The sequence below is a fragment of the Nocardioides pollutisoli genome (assembly GCF_040045055.1).
GTDB lineage: Bacteria > Actinomycetota > Actinomycetes > Propionibacteriales > Nocardioidaceae > Nocardioides > Nocardioides tweenelious.
This window is the reverse complement of the sequence record NZ_JBDZDU010000002.1, coordinates 108,723-126,604: the sequence shown is the minus strand read 5'-3', so window position 1 is coordinate 126,604 and position 17,882 is coordinate 108,723. Positions and strand designations below refer to the sequence as shown.

The window sequence follows — 17,882 nt, the reverse complement described above, 5'->3', positions numbered from 1 at the left end:
GCCGCCGGCCCGGCCGTCGCCGGTGACATGATGCCGCGGTGCCGAGCTCTCGCATCAGTCCGCCCCCGCCGCTCGCCGCAGGGACCGGCCTCCCGTGGGACGTCCCGGTCGACGATGCCGTCGAGGTCGTCCGCCAGGCGCGGGAGAGGTACGGCGACACGTTCGTCGTCGTCAGCGGGCGCGACGAGTACCTCTTCACCTTCTCGCCCACCGGCGTCGAGTCGTTCTACGCGCTCCCCGAGGAGCAGGCGTCCAAGGGCGTCGCCGACTACCTGATGCTGCGCCGCAAGCTGCCCGACGAGGTCTTCGACGGACGCCGCACGATGCCGCACCTCCTCTTCCGCAAGGGCGACGTGGTCCACTACCTCGCCAACCTCGACCTGGCCCTGGACGCCACCGTCGCCGAGCTCGGCGAGAGCGGGACCGCCGACGTCTTCGCCCTGACCCGCCGCCTCGGCCACCGGATGGGCCTCGCCTCCTGGGCCGGGCCAGGGTGCGCCGAGGGCGAGGCCTTCGAGCGTCTGGTCGTCGCCTTCGACATGCTCGACGGGTCGGACGCGTTCGTGCACCCCGACGCGATGGCCGCGGTGGCCGCCTCCGGGAAGTCCGCCGAGCGGGCCGCCCTGGCGGAGGTCGTCGCGATCGTCGGACCGCTCGTCGACGCCCCTGGGCAGAACGCCCTGTTCGCCCGGATCGTCGAGTCCTGGGCCGACGAGCCGGACGACGTACGCCGCACGGGCGTGGCGTACGACGTCGCGCTCATCCACATCGCGTCGATGTCCAATCTCGCCGCGGCGCTGGGCTGGGCGGTGGTCGACCTCACCCAGCACCCCGCCGAGCTGGCCCGGGTCGTCGCCGGCGACCGCGACCTCGCGGACCGCTGCGCCCTCGAGACCACCCGCCTGGCCCAGCGCTCGATCATGGCGCGCCACGTGATGGCTCCGGTCCACCTCGCCGTCGGCGACGCGACGTACGCCGTCGCGCCGGGCGTCACCATCGCGACCCTGCTGCCGCTGCTCAACACGTCCGCGGCCCCCGGCCTCGACACCTGGGAGCCGGACCGGTGGGCGCGCCACCGGCTCGCCGACACCGGCGCGCTCGCCTCGCCGCAGCTCGTCACGGCGTTCGGTCACGGTCGGCACACCTGTCCGGCGCAGCCCTTCTCCCTGAGCGCGATGACCGCGGCGGTCAGCCACCTCTTCGGCACCTTCGAGCTGACGCCCGGGTGGACGTCGTACCCCGCACCCGTGCCCGCGCAGATCGGCGGTGTGGCGCGCGCCGCATCCCCGTGCCCGGTGACCTACAGCCGCCGTCGGACCCGGGCGGGCGGCTCCCTAGACTGACCCGGTGCCCGACGCCCCCTCCGACCCTGCCGTGCAGGTCGACGGACTGGTGATGCGGTACGGCGACAAGGTCGCCGTCGACGGGCTCTCGCTGACGGTCGAGCGTCAGACGATCACCGCCGTCCTCGGTCCGAACGGCGCCGGGAAGACCACCACGCTCGAGACCTGCGAGGGCTACCGCAAGCCGCAGCAGGGCTCGGTCCGGGTGCTCGGCCTCGACCCCGTGCGCGACCGGCGCGACCTGCTCCCGCGGATCGGCGTGATGCTCCAGGGCGGCGGCGCGTGGAGCGGCGTGCGCGCCATGGAGATGCTCGACCACATCGCGCGGCTGCACGCGCACCCCCTCGACACCGCGATGCTCTCCGAGCGCCTCGGTCTCGGCGACTGCGGTCGGACGCCCTACCGCCGGCTCTCCGGCGGCCAGCAGCAGCGACTTGGCCTGGCGATGGCGATCGTCGGCCGCCCCGAGATCGTCTTCGTGGACGAGCCGACGGCGGGCATGGACCCGCAGGCCCGTCGTACGACGTGGGAGCTGCTCGAGGAACTCCGCGACGACGGCGTCACGGTCGTGCTGACGACCCACTACATGGACGAGGCCGAGCGGCTGGCCGACCAGATCCACATCATCGACCACGGTCGCCTCATCGCGTCCGGCACGCCGGAGGAGCTGACCCGCGGCACGTCGGCGACGGTGCGTCTCGTCGTCGACCAGGAGCTGCCGTCGGACGCCGAGGCGGCGCTGCGGGCGTCGGTCGACCGGTGGAGCACCGAGCACGACGTGGGCGTGCGCTCGATCAGCTTCGGCTCCCGCACCCTCGAGGACGTGTTCCTCGAGCTGACCGGACGGGAGCTCGCGCCGTGAGCGGCACCTTCACGCCCAAGCCCGGCGCGGCGCCGCTCCCCCGGCAGGTGCTCGCGCAGTCGCGGATGGAGTCGCGGCTGATGCTGCGCAACGGCGAGCAGCTGCTCCTGGCCGTCGTCATCCCGGTGCTGGTGCTGTTCGGTGCCGTCACCGCGGGCGAGCACCTCAACCTCGACCTCAACACCTCACGTCCCCTCGTCGACACCTTCACGCCCGGGGTGATCGCGCTGGCGGTGATGTCGACGTCGTTCACCTCTCTCGCGATCGCGACCGGCTTCGAGCGCCGCTACGGCGTGATCAAGCGGCTCGGCAGCTCGCCGCTCCCCCGCTCGGGCCTGCTCGCCGGCAAGGTCGGCGCACTCCTGCTCGTCCAGCTCGTCCAGGTCGTCATCATCGGCGGCGTCGGCCAGCTGCTCGGGTGGACGCCGGAGCCCGGCGTCATCGGGGTCGCGCTGGCGATCCTGCTCGGCACCGCGGCCTTCGCCTCGCTGGGTCTCCTGGTCGCCGGTGCGCTGCGCGCCGAGGCCACCCTGGCGGCCGCCAACCTGATCTACCTGCTGCTGATGACCGGCGGCGGCGTGGTCCTGCCCCTCACGGCGTACGGCGACGCGCGGCCCTTCCTGCAGTGGCTCCCGTCCGCCGCGCTCGGCGAGGCGATGCGCACCGGCTTCATCGACGGCGGGGTCGCCTGGCGCGACCTCGGCGTCCTCGCCATCTGGGCCGTCTTCGGCACCGTGCTCACGGCTAGGACCTTCAAGTGGGAGTGACCGCCCTCGGGCGATGGGCCTGGGCGTCCATCGTCGTCAACTGCGCCATCGTGGTGACCGGCGGCGTCGTCCGGCTCACCGGGTCGGGGCTCGGGTGCCCGACCTGGCCGCGGTGCACCGACGAGTCGTTCACGCCGCACGGGGCGTACGACGTCCACCAGGCGATCGAGTTCGGCAACCGGATGCTCACCTACGTGCTCGTGGCGGTCGCCGTCGGCACGTTCGTGGTCGCCTGGCGCTCCGGCCGCCGCGACCTGCGCCGGATCGCGCTGGTCATGGCGCTCGGGATCCCCGCTCAGGCGGTGATCGGCGGCATCACGGTGCTGACCGACCTCAACCCGTGGATCGTCTCGCTGCACCTGCTCTGCTCGATGGCGATCATCGGGCTCTCGGTGCTGTTCCTCCAGCGCATCGAGAACCCGGCCCCCGCCGTACCCCCTCGCGGCGCGGCGGTCGGCCTCGCCTGGGCGACGTTCGCGGCCGCGTGGGCGGTCCTCTACGTCGGCACCGTCGTGACCGGCTCCGGTCCGCACGCCGGCGACGCCGACTCGCCCCGCAACGGTCTGTCGCCGCTGCAGATGAGCCAGCTCCACGCCGACCTGGTCTTCCTCTTCGTCGGCCTCACGCTCGGGCTGCTGTTCACGCTCTACGCGACGGGCGCTCCGGCGATCGCGAAGCGGGCCGTCGTCGTGCTGCTGGTGGTCGAGGTCGCCCAGGGGGCGATCGGGTTCGTGCAGTACTTCACCGACCTGCCGATCGTCCTGGTCGGCTTCCACATGCTCGGCGCCGCGCTGATCTCTGCGACCGTGACCTGGGCGCTCCTGCAGGTGCGCGAGGCCCCGCTCCAGGCCGAGTAGGAACGACGACTGCCCCACACCCCCGTGCCCGGGACAGCCGCCGTCCAGGAGTCAGACGGTGTGGCGTGCCCACCGTGACGCCGGGACCCCGATCAGCGCGAGAGCAGCGGCGAGAGCGCCACGGCGACGAAGAGCAGCGACAGGTACAGGTTGGACGCGTGGAACAGCCGCATCGGCTGGATCTCGGCCAGGTTCTCGGTGCCCTTGGTCCGGCCCCACATCCGGTGCGCCTCAACGAGGAAGACGGCGCCCAGGACGGCGGCCGCGATCGGGTAGAAGATCCCGGTGTCGGCGACCGGCCACAGCAGCAGCGAGGTCGCGACCATCACCCAGCTGTACAGGACGATCTGCTTGCCGACCTCGCGCGCCGGCGCGACGACCGGGAGCATCGGGACGTCGACGTTGGCGTAGTCCTCGCGGTAGCGCAGCGCCAGCGCCCAGGTGTGCGGCGGCGTCCAGAAGAAGACGACCATGAACAGCACCACCGGGGTCCAGGCCAGCGAGCCGGTGACCGCAGTCCAGCCGATCAGCGTCGGGAAGCAGCCGGCGAGGCCGCCCCAGACGATGTTCTGCGTCGTGCGCCGCTTGAGGATCATCGTGTAGCCGAAGACGTAGAACGCGATGGCCGTCACGGACAGCAGCGCCGACAGCGGGTTGACCCACACGTAGAGGATCACCGTCGACAGGATGCCGAGCACGAAGCCGAAGACGAGTGCCGCGCGCGGCGACACGATGTGGCGCGGCAGCGCCCGTCGTCGTGTACGCCGCATCTGCTCGTCGATGTCGCGGTCGTAGACGCAGTTGAAGACCGAGGCCGACCCCGCGGAGAAGGTCCCACCGAGGACGGTCGCGACGACGAGACCGAGATCGGGGACGCCCTGCGCCGCGAAGAACATGACCGGAACGGTCGTCAGCAGCAGCAGCTCGATGACGCGCGGCTTCGTGAGACCGACGTACGCGCCGACGACGTCCTTGAAGGTCGCCCGATCGGCCGTGGGCTGCTGTGCAGCAGAGGCCGACTGGCCGACGTACGTCACGGGGATCCTTGCTGGGAAAGCGGGTACTTGCCGGGTGTGAGTCTAACCCTCCGAGTGAGTAGGCTCGTGATCGCCTGATGCCCTCGAAAGGAAACCTGTGAGCAAGCCCTCTGCCCTCGACTGGACCGACCTCGACGAGAAGGCGGTGGACACGGCCCGAGTGCTCGCGATGGACGCCGTCCAGAAGGTCGGCAACGGCCACCCCGGCACCGCCATGAGCCTGGCGCCCGCGGCCTACCTCCTCTTCCAGAAGGTGATGCGCCACGACCCGGCGGACTCCCGCTGGATCGCCCGCGACCGGTTCGTGCTCTCGTGCGGCCACTCGAGCATCACGCTCTACACGCAGCTCTACCTCGGCGGCTTCGGCCTCGAGCTCGAGGACCTCAAGGCGCTGCGCACCTGGGGATCCAAGACGCCGGGCCACCCAGAGCTCCACCACACGGCGGGCGTCGAGGTGACGACCGGCCCGCTCGGCCAGGGCGTCGCCAACGCCGTCGGCATGGCCATGGAGGCCCGCCGCGTGCACGGCCTGCTCGACCCGGAGGCCGCGCCCGGCCAGAGCCTCTTCGACCACCACGTCTACGCCCTGTGCTCCGACGGCGACCTCCAGGAAGGTGTCAGCGGCGAGGCCAGCTCGATCGCCGGCACCCAGGAGCTCGGCAACCTGACGGTCATCTACGACCGCAACCGGATCTCCATCGAGGGCAACACCGACATCGCCTTCACCGAGGACGTCGCGAAGCGCTACGAGGCCTACGGCTGGGACGTGCAGGTCGTCGACTGGACCAACGGCGGCAAGAAGTACGTCGAGGACGTGCCGGCTCTCTACGACGCCATCACCGCGGCCGCGAAGGTCAAGGACAAGCCGTCGCTGATCGTGCTCGACACGATCATCGCGTGGCCGGCGCCCAACGCCCAGGGCACCGAGAAGGCCCACGGCAGCGCGCTCGGCGACGCCGAGGTGGCCGCCACCAAGGAGGTCCTCGGCTGGGACCCCGAGAAGACGTTCGAGGTGCCGGACGAGGTGCTGGCCCACACGCGCAAGCTCAGCGAGCGCGGCGCGGAGTGGGGCGCAGCCTGGGACGAGAAGTACGCCGCCTGGGCGGACGCCCACCCCGACAAGGCCACGCTGCTCCACCGGCTCAAGGCGCGCGCGCTGCCCGACGGGCTGGAAGGGGCACTGCCGGTCTTCGAGGCGAGCGCCAAGGGTGTTGCCACCCGGACCGCCTCGAGTGACGTGATCAACGCCGTCGCGCCGCTGATGCCCGAGCTGTGGGGCGGTTCGGCCGACCTCGCCGGCTCGAACAACACGACGATCAAGGGCGCACCGTCCTTCCTGCCGACCAGCCGGAGCGTCGAGGAGTGGACCGCCGACCCCTACCAGGGCCGGGTGCTCCACTTCGGCATCCGCGAGCACGGCATGGGCGCGATCATGAACGGCATCGCGGCCGACGCCCTGACGCGCGTCTTCGGCGGCACGTTCCTCACCTTCTCCGACTACATGCGCGGAGCGGTGCGGGTGGCGGCGCTCAGCCAGCTGCCGGTCACCTACGTCTGGACCCACGACTCGATCGGGCTCGGCGAGGACGGTCCCACCCACCAGCCGATCGAGCACCTCGCCGCCCTGCGCGCGATGCCCGGCCTGGACGTCGTACGCCCGGCGGACGCCAACGAGACGGCCGCCTGCTGGTTCACGATCCTCGGACACACCGACCGGCCCGCGGCGCTCGCGCTGACCCGCCAGAACGTGCCCGTCTTCCCGCGTGGCACCGAGGGCTTCGCCGAGACCAGCGAGGTCCACCGCGGCGGCTACGTGCTGCTCGACGCCGAGGGCGGCGCGCCCGACGTGGTCCTGCTGGCCACCGGCTCCGAGGTGCAGCTGGCGGTCGAGGCCCGCACCCAGCTCGCCGAGAAGGGCATCCAGGCGCGCGTCGTGTCGATGCCGTGCCTGGAGTGGTTCGAGGCACAGGACCAGTCCTACCGCGACTCCGTCATCCCGCCGATCGTCAAGGCGCGCGTCTCGGTCGAGGCGGGCGTCAAGCAGGGCTGGCGTGAGTACGTCGGCGACCACGGCCGGATCGTCTCGATCGACCACTACGGCGCGTCGGCCGACTACGCCCGGATCTACCAGGAGTTCGGCATCACCGCCGAGGCGGTCGTCTCCGCCGCGCACGACTCGATCCTGGCGGCCAGCGTCTGACCGACGCCGTGCCGCACACCCCATGCTTTCCCTAGGAGGAACAAATGACTGACCGTCTCAAGGCTCTCGCTGACGCGGGAGTGTCCATCTGGCTCGACGACCTCTCCCGCGAACGGATCGAGTCCGGCAACCTCGCCGACCTGATCAAGGAGAAGTCGGTGGTCGGGGTGACCACCAACCCCACCATCTTCGCGGCGGCCATCGCCAACGGCGAGCGCTACGACGCGCAGGTCCGCAAGCTCGTCGAGAAGGGCGAGCCCGTCGACCGGGTGATCTTCGAACTCACCACCGAGGACGTCCGCAACGCCTGCGACATCTTCGAGCCGCTCGCGGGTGAGGAGTCGGCCGACGGCCGGGTCTCCATCGAGGTCGAGCCCACGCTGGCCAACGACACCGAGGGCACCATCGCGTCCGCGCGGGCGCTGTGGTCGGCCGTCGACCGGTCCAACGTGCTGATCAAGATCCCCGCCACGAAGGAGGGGCTCCCGGCCATCACGGCGGCGATCGCCGAGGGCATCAGCGTCAACGTGACGCTGATCTTCGGCAAGGTGCGCTACCAGGAGGTCATGGACGCCTACCTGACCGGCCTCGAGGCCGCCCGCGACGCCGGGCTCGACCTCAGCCGCATCCAGTCCGTCGCGTCGTTCTTCGTGTCCCGCATCGACACCGAGGTCGACTCCCGTCTGGAGAAGATCGGATCCGACGAGGCACTCGCCCTGCGGGGCAAGGCGGCTGTCGCCAACGCACGGATCGCGTACGCGGCGTACCAGGAGGTCTTCTCCAGCGACCGCTGGAAGCAGCTCGAGGAGGCCGGTGCCAACCCGCAGCGTCCGCTGTGGGCGTCGACCGGCGTCAAGAACCCGGACTACTCCGACACGATGTACATCACGGACCTCGTCGTGGCGAACACGGTCAACACGATGCCCGAGAAGACCATGGACGCCTTCGCCGACCACGGTGAGGTCGCGGGCGACCAGGTAAGCGGCAAGGCGTCCGCCGCCCAGTCGATCTTCGACCAGCTGTCGGCCGCCGGGATCGACTTCGAGGACGTGCTGGTCACGGTCGAGCACGAGGGTGTCGACAAGTTCAAGAAGTCGTGGGAGGAGCTGACCGAGACGGTCCAGGGCCAGATGGAGAAGGCGACCCAGTGACCGACGCGCCGGTGGATCCGACCTCGACACCGGCGTGGTCACGGCTGACCGCCCTGGCCGCCGACTTCACCCCCGACCTGCGCTCGTGGTTCGCCGCGGACGCAGGTCGGGTGGAGCGGCTCACGTTCACCGCGGGTGACCTGGTCGTCGACCTGTCCAAGTCGCTGCTCGACGGCGACGTGCTCGCGTCGCTCCTCGACCTCGCCGACGAGGTCGGCGTGGTCGAGCGCCGCGACGCGATGCTCCGCGGCGAGCACATCAACGTCACCGAGGACCGGGCGGTGCTCCACACGGCGCTCCGCCTGCCGGCCGACGCCGTCCTCGAGGTCGACGGACAGGACGTCGTACGCGACGTCCACGAGGTCCTCGAGCGCGTCTACGCCTTCGCCGACCAGGTGCGCTCGGGCGAGCGGACCGGCGTCACGGGCGAGCGGATCCGCACGGTCGTCAACATCGGCATCGGCGGCTCCGACCTCGGTCCGGTGATGGCCTACGAGGCGCTCGCGGCCTACCGACAAGCCGGCCTGGAGTGCCGCTTCATCAGCAACATCGACCCGACCGACGCGGCCACGACCCTGGCCGGCCTCGACCCGGCGTCGACGCTGTTCGTGGTCTCCAGCAAGACCTTCGGGACGCTCGAGACCCTGACCAACGCTCGGTTGTGCAAGGCCTGGCTGCTGGACGGCCTCGGCGCGGACGTCGACCAGACCGACGCGGTGGCGAAGCACTTCGTCGCCGTCTCGACCGCGCTCGGCAAGGTCGCCGACTTCGGCATCGACCCGGCCAACGCGTTCGGCTTCTGGGACTGGGTGGGCGGTCGCTACTCGGTCGACTCGGCCATCGGCACCTCGCTGGTGCTGGCCATCGGGCCGGAGCGGTTCGCCGAGTTCCTCGCCGGCTTCCACACGATGGACGAGCACTTCCGCACCACCGAGCCGGCGCAGAACGTCCCGCTGCTGATGGGGCTGCTCAACGTCTGGTACACCAACTTCCTCGGCGCTCAGACCCACGCGGTGCTGCCCTACGCGCAGCTGCTGCACCGCTTCCCGGCGTACCTCCAGCAGCTCACCATGGAGTCCAACGGCAAGGGCGTCCGCTGGGACGGCAGCCAGGTCACCACGGACACCGGTGAGGTCTTCTGGGGCGAGCCCGGCACCAACGGGCAGCACGCGTTCTACCAGCTCATCCACCAGGGCACCCGGTTGATCCCGGCCGACTTCATCGCGTTCGCCAACCCGTCGTACGCCCTGGCCGACGGCGACACGGACGTCCACGAGCTCTTCCTCGCGAACTTCCTCGCCCAGACCCGGGCGCTCGCGTTCGGCAAGACCGCGGACGAGGTGCGCGCCGAGGGCACCGACGAGGCGGTCGTACCCGCCCGGGTCTTCACCGGCAACCGGCCCACGACGTCGATCATGGCGCCGGAGCTCACCCCGTCGGTCCTCGGTCAGCTGGTCGCGCTCTACGAGCACCTGACCTTCGTCCAGGGCGTCGTGTGGGGCATCGACAGCTTCGACCAGTGGGGCGTCGAGCTGGGCAAGAAGCTGGCGCAGGAGGTCGGTCCCGCCATCGCGGGCGACGCGGCCGCGCTCGCCGAGCAGGACGCATCCACCCAGGCCCTCATCGCCTACTACCAGGAGCACCGTCGCCGATGACCTACGACAACCCGCTGCGCGATCCTCGTGACCGCCGGCTGCCCCGCATCGCCGGACCGTGCGGCATGGTGCTCTTCGGTGTCACCGGAGACCTGTCGCGCAAGAAGGTGATGCCGGCGATCTACGACCTGGCCAACCGCGGGCTGCTGCCGCCGGGCTTCAGCCTGACCGGCTTCGCCCGGCGCGACTGGGCCGACCAGGACTTCGCACAGATCGTCCACGACTCGGTGAAGCAGCACGCGCGCACCGAGTTCCGCGAGGAGGTGTGGAAGCAGCTCGCCGAAGGATTCCGGTTCGTGCCGGGCAACTTCGACGACGACCACGCCTTCGACCAGCTCCGGCGCACGATCGAGGAGCTCGACGAGGTGCGCGGCACCGGCGGCAACCACGCGTTCTACATGGCCATCCCGCCCGGGTTCTTCGGTGACGTCGTCGGCCAGCTGAAGGAGCACGGGCTCGCGACTCCGGCGGAGGGATCCTGGCGACGGGTCGTCGTGGAGAAGCCGTTCGGCCACGACCTGGAGTCGGCACGCCAGCTCAACGCCACGCTCGCCGACGTCTTCGACTCGGGCTCGATCTTCCGGATCGACCACTACCTCGGCAAGGAGACGGTGCAGAACATCCTGGCGCTGCGCTTCGCCAACGAGATGTTCGAGCCGATCTGGAACTCCAACTACGTCGACCACGTGCAGATCACCATGGCCGAGGACATCGGCATCGGCGGCCGGGCCGGCTACTACGACGGGATCGGCGCCGCGCGCGACGTCATCCAGAACCACCTCCTGCAGCTGATGAGCCTGGTCGCGATGGAGGAGCCGACGAACTTCTCGGCCGACAACCTGCGGATCGAGAAGGAGAAGGTGCTCGCGAGCATCACGCTCCCCCGCCGCCTCGACCTGACGACGGCGCGCGGGCAGTACGCCGCGGGCTGGGCCGGCGGCGAGAAGGTCGAGGGCTTCCTCGACGAGGAGGGCATCAAGAAGACGTCGACGACGGAGACGTTCGCCGCCGTCACCCTCAACGTCGAGAACCGTCGCTGGGCCGGGGTGCCGTTCTACCTGCGCACCGGCAAGCGGCTCGGCCGGCGGGTCACCGAGGTCGCGATCGTCTTCAAGAAGGCGCCGCACCTGCCGTTCGCCGAGTCCGCCACCGAGGAGCTCGGCAAGAACGCGCTGGTGATCCGGGTGCAGCCCGACGAGGGCATCACCATGCGGTTCGGCTCGAAGGTGCCGGGCACGGCCATGGAGATCCGCGACGTCAACATGGACTTCGTCTACGGCGGCGCGTTCACCGAGTCGTCCCCGGAGGCCTACGAGCGGCTGATCCTGGACGTCCTCCTGGGCGACCCGCCGCTCTTCCCGCGGCACGAGGAGGTCGAGCTCTCCTGGAAGATCCTCGACCCGATCCTGGAGCACTGGGCCAAGCAGGACGCGGCCGGCAAGAGCAAGCCCGAGCAGTACGAGTCGGGAGGGTGGGGTCCGGCTTCGGCCAACGCCATGCTCGCCCGCGACGGTCGCGTCTGGAGGCGTCCCTGATGATCGAGCTGATCGACACCAACTCTTCTGAGATCGCCACCGAGTTCCTGCGGGCGCGCACGCGCGCCGGCAGCCCGGCGATGGGCATGGTGATGACCCTGGTCATCGTCGTCGACGAGGATGACGCCGACGGTGCCATGAAGGCCGCGCGAGCGGCCTCCCACGAGCACCCCGCCCGCGTGCTGGGCGTCATCCTCGGCGACGGTCGCGGGACCGGCCAGGTCAACGCCCAGGTCGGCACGGGTGCCGGCTGGACCGGCGAGACCGCCCTGATCCGGCTCAGCGGGGAGGTCGTCAAGCACCCGGAGTCCGTCGTGCTCCCCCTGCTGCTGCCCGACTCCCCCGTGGCCGTGTGGTGGCCCAACCACCCGCCGGACGACCCGGCCGGCGACCCGCTCGGCAAGCTGGCGCAGCGCCGGGTGACCGACGCGGCCGCCGCCGCACGCGGCAAGACGAAGGCGATGCACCAGCAGTGCACGGCGTACACCAAGGGCAACACCGATCTCGCGTGGACGCGGATCACGCTGTGGCGCGCGCTGCTGGCGGCCGCCCTCGACCAGCAGCAGCTCAAGGTGACCCGCGCGTCGGTGACCGCGGAGCGGATCAGCCCGAGCGCTGACCTGCTCGCCGCGTGGCTCGCCGACCGGCTCAAGGTCGACGTCGACCGCAAGAACTCCGCCGGTCCCGGCATCACCGAGGTCGTGATGGAGACGAAGGAGGGGCCGATCCGGATCAGCCGCACCGACGGCAAGCTCGCGACCTTCTCCTCGCCGGACCGGCCCGACCGCCCGGTCGCGCTCAAGCGTCGCGACCTGCCCGAGCTGCTGGGCGAGGAGCTGCGCCGTCTCGACGAGGACGACGTCTACGCCGAGACCGCTCGCCGCCTGCTGAAGATGGGGACCAAGAAGTGACGACCGAGCCGAGGATTGAGGTCCATCCGGACGGCGACACGCTCTCGACCGCGGTGGCCGGTGAGCTGCTGAGCCGCCTCGCGGACGCCCAGGCGGCCGGCGGCACACCGCAGATCGCGCTGACCGGTGGCACCATCGCCGAGTCGATCCACCGGGAGATCGCCCGGCTCGCGCCGTCGTCCGAGGTGGACTGGTCGCGGGTGGTCTTCTGGTTCGGCGACGAGCGCTTCGTCGCCGCCGACTCCCCCGACCGCAACGCGCTCCAGGCGCGCGAGGCGTTCCTCGACGCCGTCGGCGCCGACAGGGCGAACGTGCACGAGATGCCCTCGACGGACGACGCCGCGGACGTGGACGCCGGCGCGGCGGCGTACGCCGAGACGATGCGTGCGCACGGCAGCGGCGAGTTCGACGTCGTGATGCTCGGCATCGGCCCGGACGGTCACGTCGCGTCGCTCTTCCCGGGCTTCCCGCAGCTCGATGTCGACGACATCGCCGTCGGCGTCACCGGCTCCCCGAAGCCCCCGCCGGAGCGGATCAGCCTGACCTTCGCCTGCCTCAACCGCGCCCGGTCGGTGTGGTTCCTGGTCAGCGGCGAGGGCAAGGCGTCCGCGGTCTCCCAGGCCCTCGGCGGGGCCGACCTCCACGACATCCCGGCCGCCGGGGTCACCGGCAACGAGGAGACCATCTGGTTCCTCGACCGCGCGGCCGCCAGCCAGCTCTGACGGTTGAGTCGAGACTTCCGTCAGTCCAATCGAGAGTTCCGGCGTACAGAACTCTCGATTCGACTGACGGAAGTCTCGATTCAACCTAGAAGATGATGTCGCCGGACTTGCGGCGCGAGCGCAGCAGCTGGAGCGCCTCGTCGAGGATGTCGGCCGCCTCCTGGTCGGAGCGGCGCTCCTTCACGTAGGCGAGGTGCGTCTTGTAGGGCTCGATCTTCGGCGCCGGGGGCGCGTTCTCGGAGTCCCGGCCGGCGGGCAGGCCGCACTTGGGGCAGTCCCACGAGTCGGGCACGGTGGCCTCGATCGAGAACGTGACCACCGAGCGGTGCTCGCGGGTACAGAAGTACGTCACCGCCTGACGCGGGGCGGCCTCGCCGCGCTCCGCCTCGCCCATCGGGCCGGCCCCCACCCGGCTACCCCGAATAGCGTTTCCTCCACCAGCCACGGAACGATTCCCTTTCGAAGAAGTTCTTCAGTACGCGAGCAGGAGCCCGAGGGCCACCACGCACGCAAACCAGATGACGCCGATGCCGACCGTGAGCCGGTCCAGGTTGCGCTCCGCAACCGAGGACCCGCCGAGGGAGCTGGAGACGCCACCGCCGAACATGTCCGAGAGACCGCCGCCGCGGCCCTTGTGAAGCAGCACCAGGATGATCATCAGGGCGCTGGCGAGCATGAGCAGAATGGTGAGCAGGAGTTCCACGGTCGCAAAGCCTACGTCAGGTCTCGCCGGATCACAGGACCGGCATGTCGTAGAAGCGGCAGATCCCGCCGAACTCGTCCACCTGGAGGCTCGCGCCACCCACCAGACAGCCGTCGACGTCGGGCTTGGTCATGATGCCGCCGACGTTCGCGGCCTTCACCGAACCGCCGTAGAGGATGCGTACGGCGTCCGCCGCAGCCTCCCCGTGGAGTGCCCGGATCCGGCCCCGGATCTCCACGCAGACCTCCTGCGCGTCGTCCGGGGTGGCCACCTCACCGGTGCCGATCGCCCACACCGGCTCGTAGGCGACCACCAGCCCGGCGATCTGGGCGGCCGTGAAGCCCGCGAGGGACCCCTCGACCTGCTCCAGGCAGTGCGGGACGTGCTGGTCCGCCTGGCGGACCTCCAGACCCTCGCCGACGCACACGATCGGGACCATGCCGGCCGCGAGCGCCTTGTGGGCCTTGGCGTTGACGACGTCGTCGCTCTCGGCGTGGTACTCCCGGCGCTCGCTGTGGCCGACCACGACATACGAGCAGCCGAGCTTGGCCAGCATGGCGGCCGAGATCTCGCCCGTGTAGGCGCCGGAGTCGTGGGTGGAGACGTCCTGGGCGCCGTACTTGATCTGCAGCCGGTCGCCGTCCACCAGCGTCTGCACGGACCGCAGGTCCGTGAACGGCGGCAGCACGACGACCTCGGCACGCGAGTAGTCGTGCTTCTTGTCGGCCAGCGTCACCGCCAGCTTCTGCACCAGGACGAGTGCCTCCTGGTGGTTGAGGTTCATCTTCCAGTTGCCCGCCATCAGCGGGGTGCGTGCCTTGGCCATCAGTCCTCCAGGACCTGGATGCCGGGCAGGACCTTGCCCTCGAGGTACTCGAGGCTGGCACCGCCGCCCGTCGAGATGTGACCGAACGACGCCTCGTCGAAGCCGAGGGTGCGTACGGCGGCCGCAGAGTCGCCACCACCCACGACGGACAGGCCGTCGATCTCGGTGAGCGCCTGCGCGACCGCGCGGGTGCCCTCGGCGAAGGCGGCGACCTCGAAGACGCCCATCGGACCGTTCCAGAAGACCGTCTTCGCACCGGCCAGCGCTTCGGCGAAGGCCCGCCCGGAGTCAGGACCGATGTCCAGGCCGAGACTGTCCGCCGGGATCTGGTCCGCGGGTACGACGGTCGGGTGCGGCTCGGCGTCCCCGGAGGGGAACGTCGTGTCGACGACGATGTCGGTCGGCAGCAGGATCTCCACCCCGGACGCCTTCGCCCGCTCCAGGTAGGAGCGGCAGGTGTCGAGCTGGTCGTCCTCGAGGAGGCTCTTGCCGACCTCGTGGCCCTCGGCCTTGAGGAAGGTGAAGACCATCCCGCCACCGATCAGCAGCTTGTCGGCCTTGCCGAGCAGGTTGTCGATGACCCCGAGCTTGTCGGAGACCTTCGAGCCGCCGAGCACGACGACGTACGGACGCTCGGGCTCCTCCGTGAGCCGGCGGAGCACGCCGATCTCGGTGGACACCAGGGCACCCATGGCGTGCGGCAGCCGCTGCGCGATGTCGTAGACGCTCGCCTGCTTGCGGTGCACCACGCCGAAGCCGTCGGACACGAAGGCGTCGGCGAGCTCCGCGAGCTGGTCGGCGAACGCACCGCGCTCGGCGTCGTCCTTGCTGGTCTCGCCCGGGTTGAACCGGACGTTCTCCAGCAGCGCGACCTGGCCGTCCTCGAGACCGGCGACGGTCTCGTGGGCGCCCTCCCCCACGGTGTCGCTGGCGAATGCGACGTCCTGGCCGAGCAGCTCGCCGAGGCGGGCCGCGACGGGACGCAGCGAGTAGCGGTCCTCCGGCGCACCCTTCGGGCGGCCGAGGTGGGCGGTGACGACCACCCGGGCGCCGGCGTCAGCCAGCTCCCGGATGGTCGGCACGCTGGCACGGATGCGTCCGTCGTCGGTGATGGTGCTGCCGTCGAGCGGGACGTTGAGGTCCGAGCGGACCAGGACGCGCTTGCCGGCGACGTCGCCGAGCGAGGAGTAGTCCGCCACGATCAGAGCGAGGCGCCGACGTGGTTGACGAGGTCGACGAGGCGGTTGGAGTAGCCCCACTCGTTGTCGTACCAGCCGACGACCTTGACCTGGTTGCCGATGACCTTGGTCAGCGGTGCGTCGAAGATGCACGACGCCGGGTCGGTGGTGATGTCGGCCGAGACGATCGGGTCCTCGTTGTACTTGAGGATGCGGCCGTCGGCGGCCGCCTTCACGATCGCGTTGACCTCCTCGACGGTGGTCTCGCGGCCGGCCTCGAAGGTGAGGTCGGTGACGGAGCCGGTCGGGACCGGCACGCGCAGCGCGTAGCCGTCGAGCTTGCCCTTGAGCTCGGGGAGCACCAGGGCGATGGCCTTGGCAGCACCGGTCGAGGTCGGGACGATGTTGAGCGCGGCGGCACGAGCACGACGCAGGTCGCTGTGGGGGCCGTCGAGCAGGTTCTGGTCACCGGTGTAGGCGTGGATGGTCGTCATCAGGCCCTTGACGATGCCGAGCTCGTCGTTGAGGACCTTGGCCATCGGGGCCAGGCAGTTGGTGGTGCACGAGGCGTTGGAGATCACCGTGTGCTTCGAGGCGTCGTAGTCGCCCTCGTTGACGCCCATCACGATCGTGACGTCCTCGTTCTTGGCGGGCGCCGAGATGATGACCTTCTTGGCGCCACCGTCGATGTGCGCCTTCGCCTTGGTCGCGTCGGTGAAGAAGCCGGTCGACTCGATCACGATGTCGACGCCGCTCCAGTCCAGGGCACCCGGGTCGCGCTCGGCGTAGACCTTGAAGGTCTGGCCGGCGGCGGTGATGTCGGTGTCGGTGTGCGACACGTCCCCGTCGAGGCGACCCAGGGTGGAGTCGTACTTGAGCAGGGTGGCGAGCGTCTTGTTGTCCGTCAGGTCGTTGACGGCGACGATCTCGATGTCGGCGCCGGAGGCGACGACAGCGCGGAAGAAGTTGCGGCCGATCCGGCCGAACCCGTTGATACCTACACGAACAGTCACTGCGACTCCTGCTTTCGATCACGGCGTGCAAGGGGACGGGACGACCCTATCGCCTGCGAAGTACGGCGGGACGGGCGTCCCGGCGTACGTACGAGTAACGAACGACTACAGGCCTTTGCTCGGCTCAGGCATCCTCGGCGAGCATCTCCGGAGTCAGCGACGCCTCGGTGTCGGGGATGCCCAGATCCTCGGCGCGCTTGTCGGCCATCGCCAGCAGCCGGCGGATCCGGCCGGCGATGGCGTCCTTGGTCAGCACCGGGTCGTGCAGCTGGCCGAGCTCCTCGAGGGAGGCCTGCTTGTGCTCCAGGCGCAGCTCTCCGGCCATCCGCAGGTGGTCGGGGACGTCCTCGCCCAGGATCTCCATGGCGCGCCCGACGCGGGCACCGGCGGCCACGGCGGCCCGGGCGGAGCGGCGCAGGTTGGCGTCGTCGAAGTTCGCGAGCCGGTTGGCGGTGGCGCGGACCTCGCGCCGCATCCGGCGCTCCTCCCAGGCCATCAGCGACTCGTGGGCACCGAGCCGGGTCAGCAGCTGGCCGATCGCGTCACCGTCGCGGATCACGACACGGTCGACTCCGCGGACCTCACGGGCCTTGGCGTGGATGCCGAGCCGGCGGGCGACGCCGACGAGAGCGAGGGCGGCCTCGGGACCGGGGCAGGTCACCTCGAGGGCCGAGGACCGGCCGGGCTCGGTGAGCGATCCGTGGGCGAGGAAGGCGCCGCGCCAGGCGGCGACCGCGTCGCAGCCGCCACCGGAGACGACGGCCGGCGGCAGGCCGCGGACCGGGCGGCCGCGCTGGTCGAGCAGACCGGTCTGGCGGGCCAGTGCCTCACCGTCCTTGACGACGCGGACGATGTAGCGGCTGCCCTTGCGGATGCCGTTGCCCTGCACCATGACGACGTCGGACTGGTGGCCGTAGACCTCGGCGATGTTGGTGCGCAGCCGGCGCGCAGCGGCTCCGGTGTCGAACTCGGCCTCGACCACGATCCGGCCGCTCACGATGTGGAGACCGCCCGCGAAGCGGAGCATCGAGGCGACCTCCGCCTTGCGGCAGCAGGTCTTGGACACCTGGGTGCTCGACAGCTCCGCCTTCACCTGTGCCGTCATCGCCATGGGGCCGATCC

Annotated in this window: 17 protein-coding genes; 10 read left to right on the top strand and 7 right to left on the bottom strand. The window is 70.6% G+C overall.

The window, feature by feature from the left end; translation table 11 throughout:
• The first annotated feature begins 38 nt into the window (after positions 1 to 38).
• From ABLE68_RS18640 to ABLE68_RS18625, 4 genes are read left to right on the top strand one after another with little or no spacing between them, the layout of a single operon-like run.
• Entirely contained in the window at positions 39 to 1,343 is a 1,305-nt protein-coding gene (locus tag ABLE68_RS18640) for a cytochrome P450 family protein (RefSeq protein WP_348873425.1), read from the top strand.
• 52 nt (positions 1,344 to 1,395) lie between these two features.
• Positions 1,396 to 2,205, top strand: a complete 810-nt coding sequence (locus ABLE68_RS18635; RefSeq protein ID WP_348874379.1) for an ABC transporter ATP-binding protein — start codon at positions 1,396 to 1,398, stop codon at positions 2,203 to 2,205.
• Positions 2,202 to 2,972, top strand: coding sequence for an ABC transporter permease (locus tag ABLE68_RS18630; RefSeq protein ID WP_348873424.1), 771 nt, complete (start codon positions 2,202 to 2,204; stop codon positions 2,970 to 2,972). The genes ABLE68_RS18635 and ABLE68_RS18630 overlap by 4 nt, the downstream gene beginning before the upstream one ends.
• Positions 2,963 to 3,829: a COX15/CtaA family protein gene (locus tag ABLE68_RS18625; protein ID WP_348873423.1), complete on the top strand. Its 867-nt coding sequence runs from the start codon at positions 2,963 to 2,965 to the stop codon at positions 3,827 to 3,829. Before ABLE68_RS18630 ends, ABLE68_RS18625 begins: the two co-directional genes overlap by 10 nt.
• A 92-nt stretch (positions 3,830 to 3,921) precedes the next feature.
• Here ABLE68_RS18625 and ABLE68_RS18620 read toward each other — a convergent pair whose 3' ends face one another.
• On the bottom strand, positions 3,922 to 4,866 hold the full coding sequence (locus ABLE68_RS18620) for a heme o synthase (RefSeq protein WP_348873422.1): 945 nt from the start codon (positions 4,864 to 4,866) through the stop codon (positions 3,922 to 3,924).
• A gap of 97 nt (positions 4,867 to 4,963) precedes the next feature.
• Between ABLE68_RS18620 and tkt the strand changes: the two genes are divergently transcribed.
• Genes tkt through pgl form a run of 6 tightly spaced genes read left to right on the top strand, consistent with a single transcriptional unit; the run spans position 4,964 to position 13,040 of the window.
• Positions 4,964 to 7,066: a transketolase gene (gene tkt, locus ABLE68_RS18615; protein ID WP_348873421.1), complete on the top strand. Its 2,103-nt coding sequence runs from the start codon at positions 4,964 to 4,966 to the stop codon at positions 7,064 to 7,066.
• Positions 7,067 to 7,110: 44 nt separating this feature from the next.
• Entirely contained in the window at positions 7,111 to 8,217 is a 1,107-nt protein-coding gene (gene tal / locus ABLE68_RS18610) for a transaldolase (RefSeq protein ID WP_348873420.1), read from the top strand.
• Positions 8,214 to 9,872, top strand: a complete 1,659-nt coding sequence (gene pgi / locus ABLE68_RS18605; RefSeq protein WP_348873419.1) for a glucose-6-phosphate isomerase — start codon at positions 8,214 to 8,216, stop codon at positions 9,870 to 9,872. Before tal ends, pgi begins: the two co-directional genes overlap by 4 nt.
• A complete protein-coding gene (zwf, locus tag ABLE68_RS18600) occupies positions 9,869 to 11,407 on the top strand; it encodes a glucose-6-phosphate dehydrogenase (RefSeq protein WP_348873418.1) in 1,539 nt (512 codons plus the stop codon). Before pgi ends, zwf begins: the two co-directional genes overlap by 4 nt.
• Positions 11,407 to 12,318 (top strand): glucose-6-phosphate dehydrogenase assembly protein OpcA, encoded by a 912-nt coding sequence (locus ABLE68_RS18595; RefSeq protein WP_348873417.1) that lies wholly within the window; start codon positions 11,407 to 11,409, stop codon positions 12,316 to 12,318. The genes zwf and ABLE68_RS18595 overlap by 1 nt, the downstream gene beginning before the upstream one ends.
• Complete coding sequence (gene pgl / locus ABLE68_RS18590; RefSeq protein WP_348873416.1) at positions 12,315 to 13,040, top strand: 6-phosphogluconolactonase; 726 nt, start codon at positions 12,315 to 12,317, stop codon at positions 13,038 to 13,040. The genes ABLE68_RS18595 and pgl overlap by 4 nt, the downstream gene beginning before the upstream one ends.
• Before the next feature lie 85 nt (positions 13,041 to 13,125).
• On the opposite strand, the gene ABLE68_RS18585 is transcribed toward pgl, so the two are convergent.
• The 6 genes from ABLE68_RS18585 to whiA all read right to left on the bottom strand — a co-directional run bounded on the left by ABLE68_RS18585 (position 13,126) and on the right by whiA (position 17,871).
• Positions 13,126 to 13,485, bottom strand: coding sequence for an RNA polymerase-binding protein RbpA (locus ABLE68_RS18585; RefSeq protein ID WP_348873415.1), 360 nt, complete (start codon positions 13,483 to 13,485; stop codon positions 13,126 to 13,128).
• 27 nt (positions 13,486 to 13,512) lie between these two features.
• On the bottom strand, positions 13,513 to 13,743 hold the full coding sequence (gene secG / locus ABLE68_RS18580; RefSeq protein WP_348873414.1) for a preprotein translocase subunit SecG: 231 nt from the start codon (positions 13,741 to 13,743) through the stop codon (positions 13,513 to 13,515).
• 31 nt (positions 13,744 to 13,774) lie between these two features.
• Positions 13,775 to 14,569, bottom strand: a complete 795-nt coding sequence (tpiA, locus tag ABLE68_RS18575; protein ID WP_348873413.1) for a triose-phosphate isomerase — start codon at positions 14,567 to 14,569, stop codon at positions 13,775 to 13,777.
• Positions 14,569 to 15,768 (bottom strand): phosphoglycerate kinase, encoded by a 1,200-nt coding sequence (locus tag ABLE68_RS18570; RefSeq protein ID WP_348873412.1) that lies wholly within the window; start codon positions 15,766 to 15,768, stop codon positions 14,569 to 14,571. The genes tpiA and ABLE68_RS18570 overlap by 1 nt, the downstream gene beginning before the upstream one ends.
• Positions 15,769 to 15,770: 2 nt before the next feature.
• The gene (gene gap / locus ABLE68_RS18565; protein ID WP_348873411.1) at positions 15,771 to 16,760 is read right to left on the bottom strand and encodes a type I glyceraldehyde-3-phosphate dehydrogenase; all 990 of its coding nucleotides are present in this window, start codon (positions 16,758 to 16,760) and stop codon (positions 15,771 to 15,773) included.
• Between the two features lie 124 nt (positions 16,761 to 16,884).
• The gene (gene whiA, locus ABLE68_RS18560; protein WP_348873410.1) at positions 16,885 to 17,871 is read right to left on the bottom strand and encodes a DNA-binding protein WhiA; all 987 of its coding nucleotides are present in this window, start codon (positions 17,869 to 17,871) and stop codon (positions 16,885 to 16,887) included.
• Positions 17,872 to 17,882: the final 11 nt, after the last annotated feature.

What these genes read in the sequence shown, in the direction of transcription:
- tpiA (WP_348873413.1), bottom strand. Translation starts at nt 14,569, where the DNA reads ATGGCCAAGGCACGCACCCCGCTGATGGCGGGCAACTGGAAGATGAAC.
- whiA (WP_348873410.1), bottom strand. Translation starts at nt 17,871, where the DNA reads ATGGCGATGACGGCACAGGTGAAGGCGGAGCTGTCGAGCACCCAGGTG.
- ABLE68_RS18635 (WP_348874379.1), top strand. Translation starts at nt 1,396, where the DNA reads ATGCGGTACGGCGACAAGGTCGCCGTCGACGGGCTCTCGCTGACGGTC.
- zwf (WP_348873418.1), top strand. Translation starts at nt 9,869, where the DNA reads ATGACCTACGACAACCCGCTGCGCGATCCTCGTGACCGCCGGCTGCCC.
- ABLE68_RS18595 (WP_348873417.1), top strand. Translation starts at nt 11,407, where the DNA reads ATGATCGAGCTGATCGACACCAACTCTTCTGAGATCGCCACCGAGTTC.
- tal (WP_348873420.1), top strand. Translation starts at nt 7,111, where the DNA reads ATGACTGACCGTCTCAAGGCTCTCGCTGACGCGGGAGTGTCCATCTGG.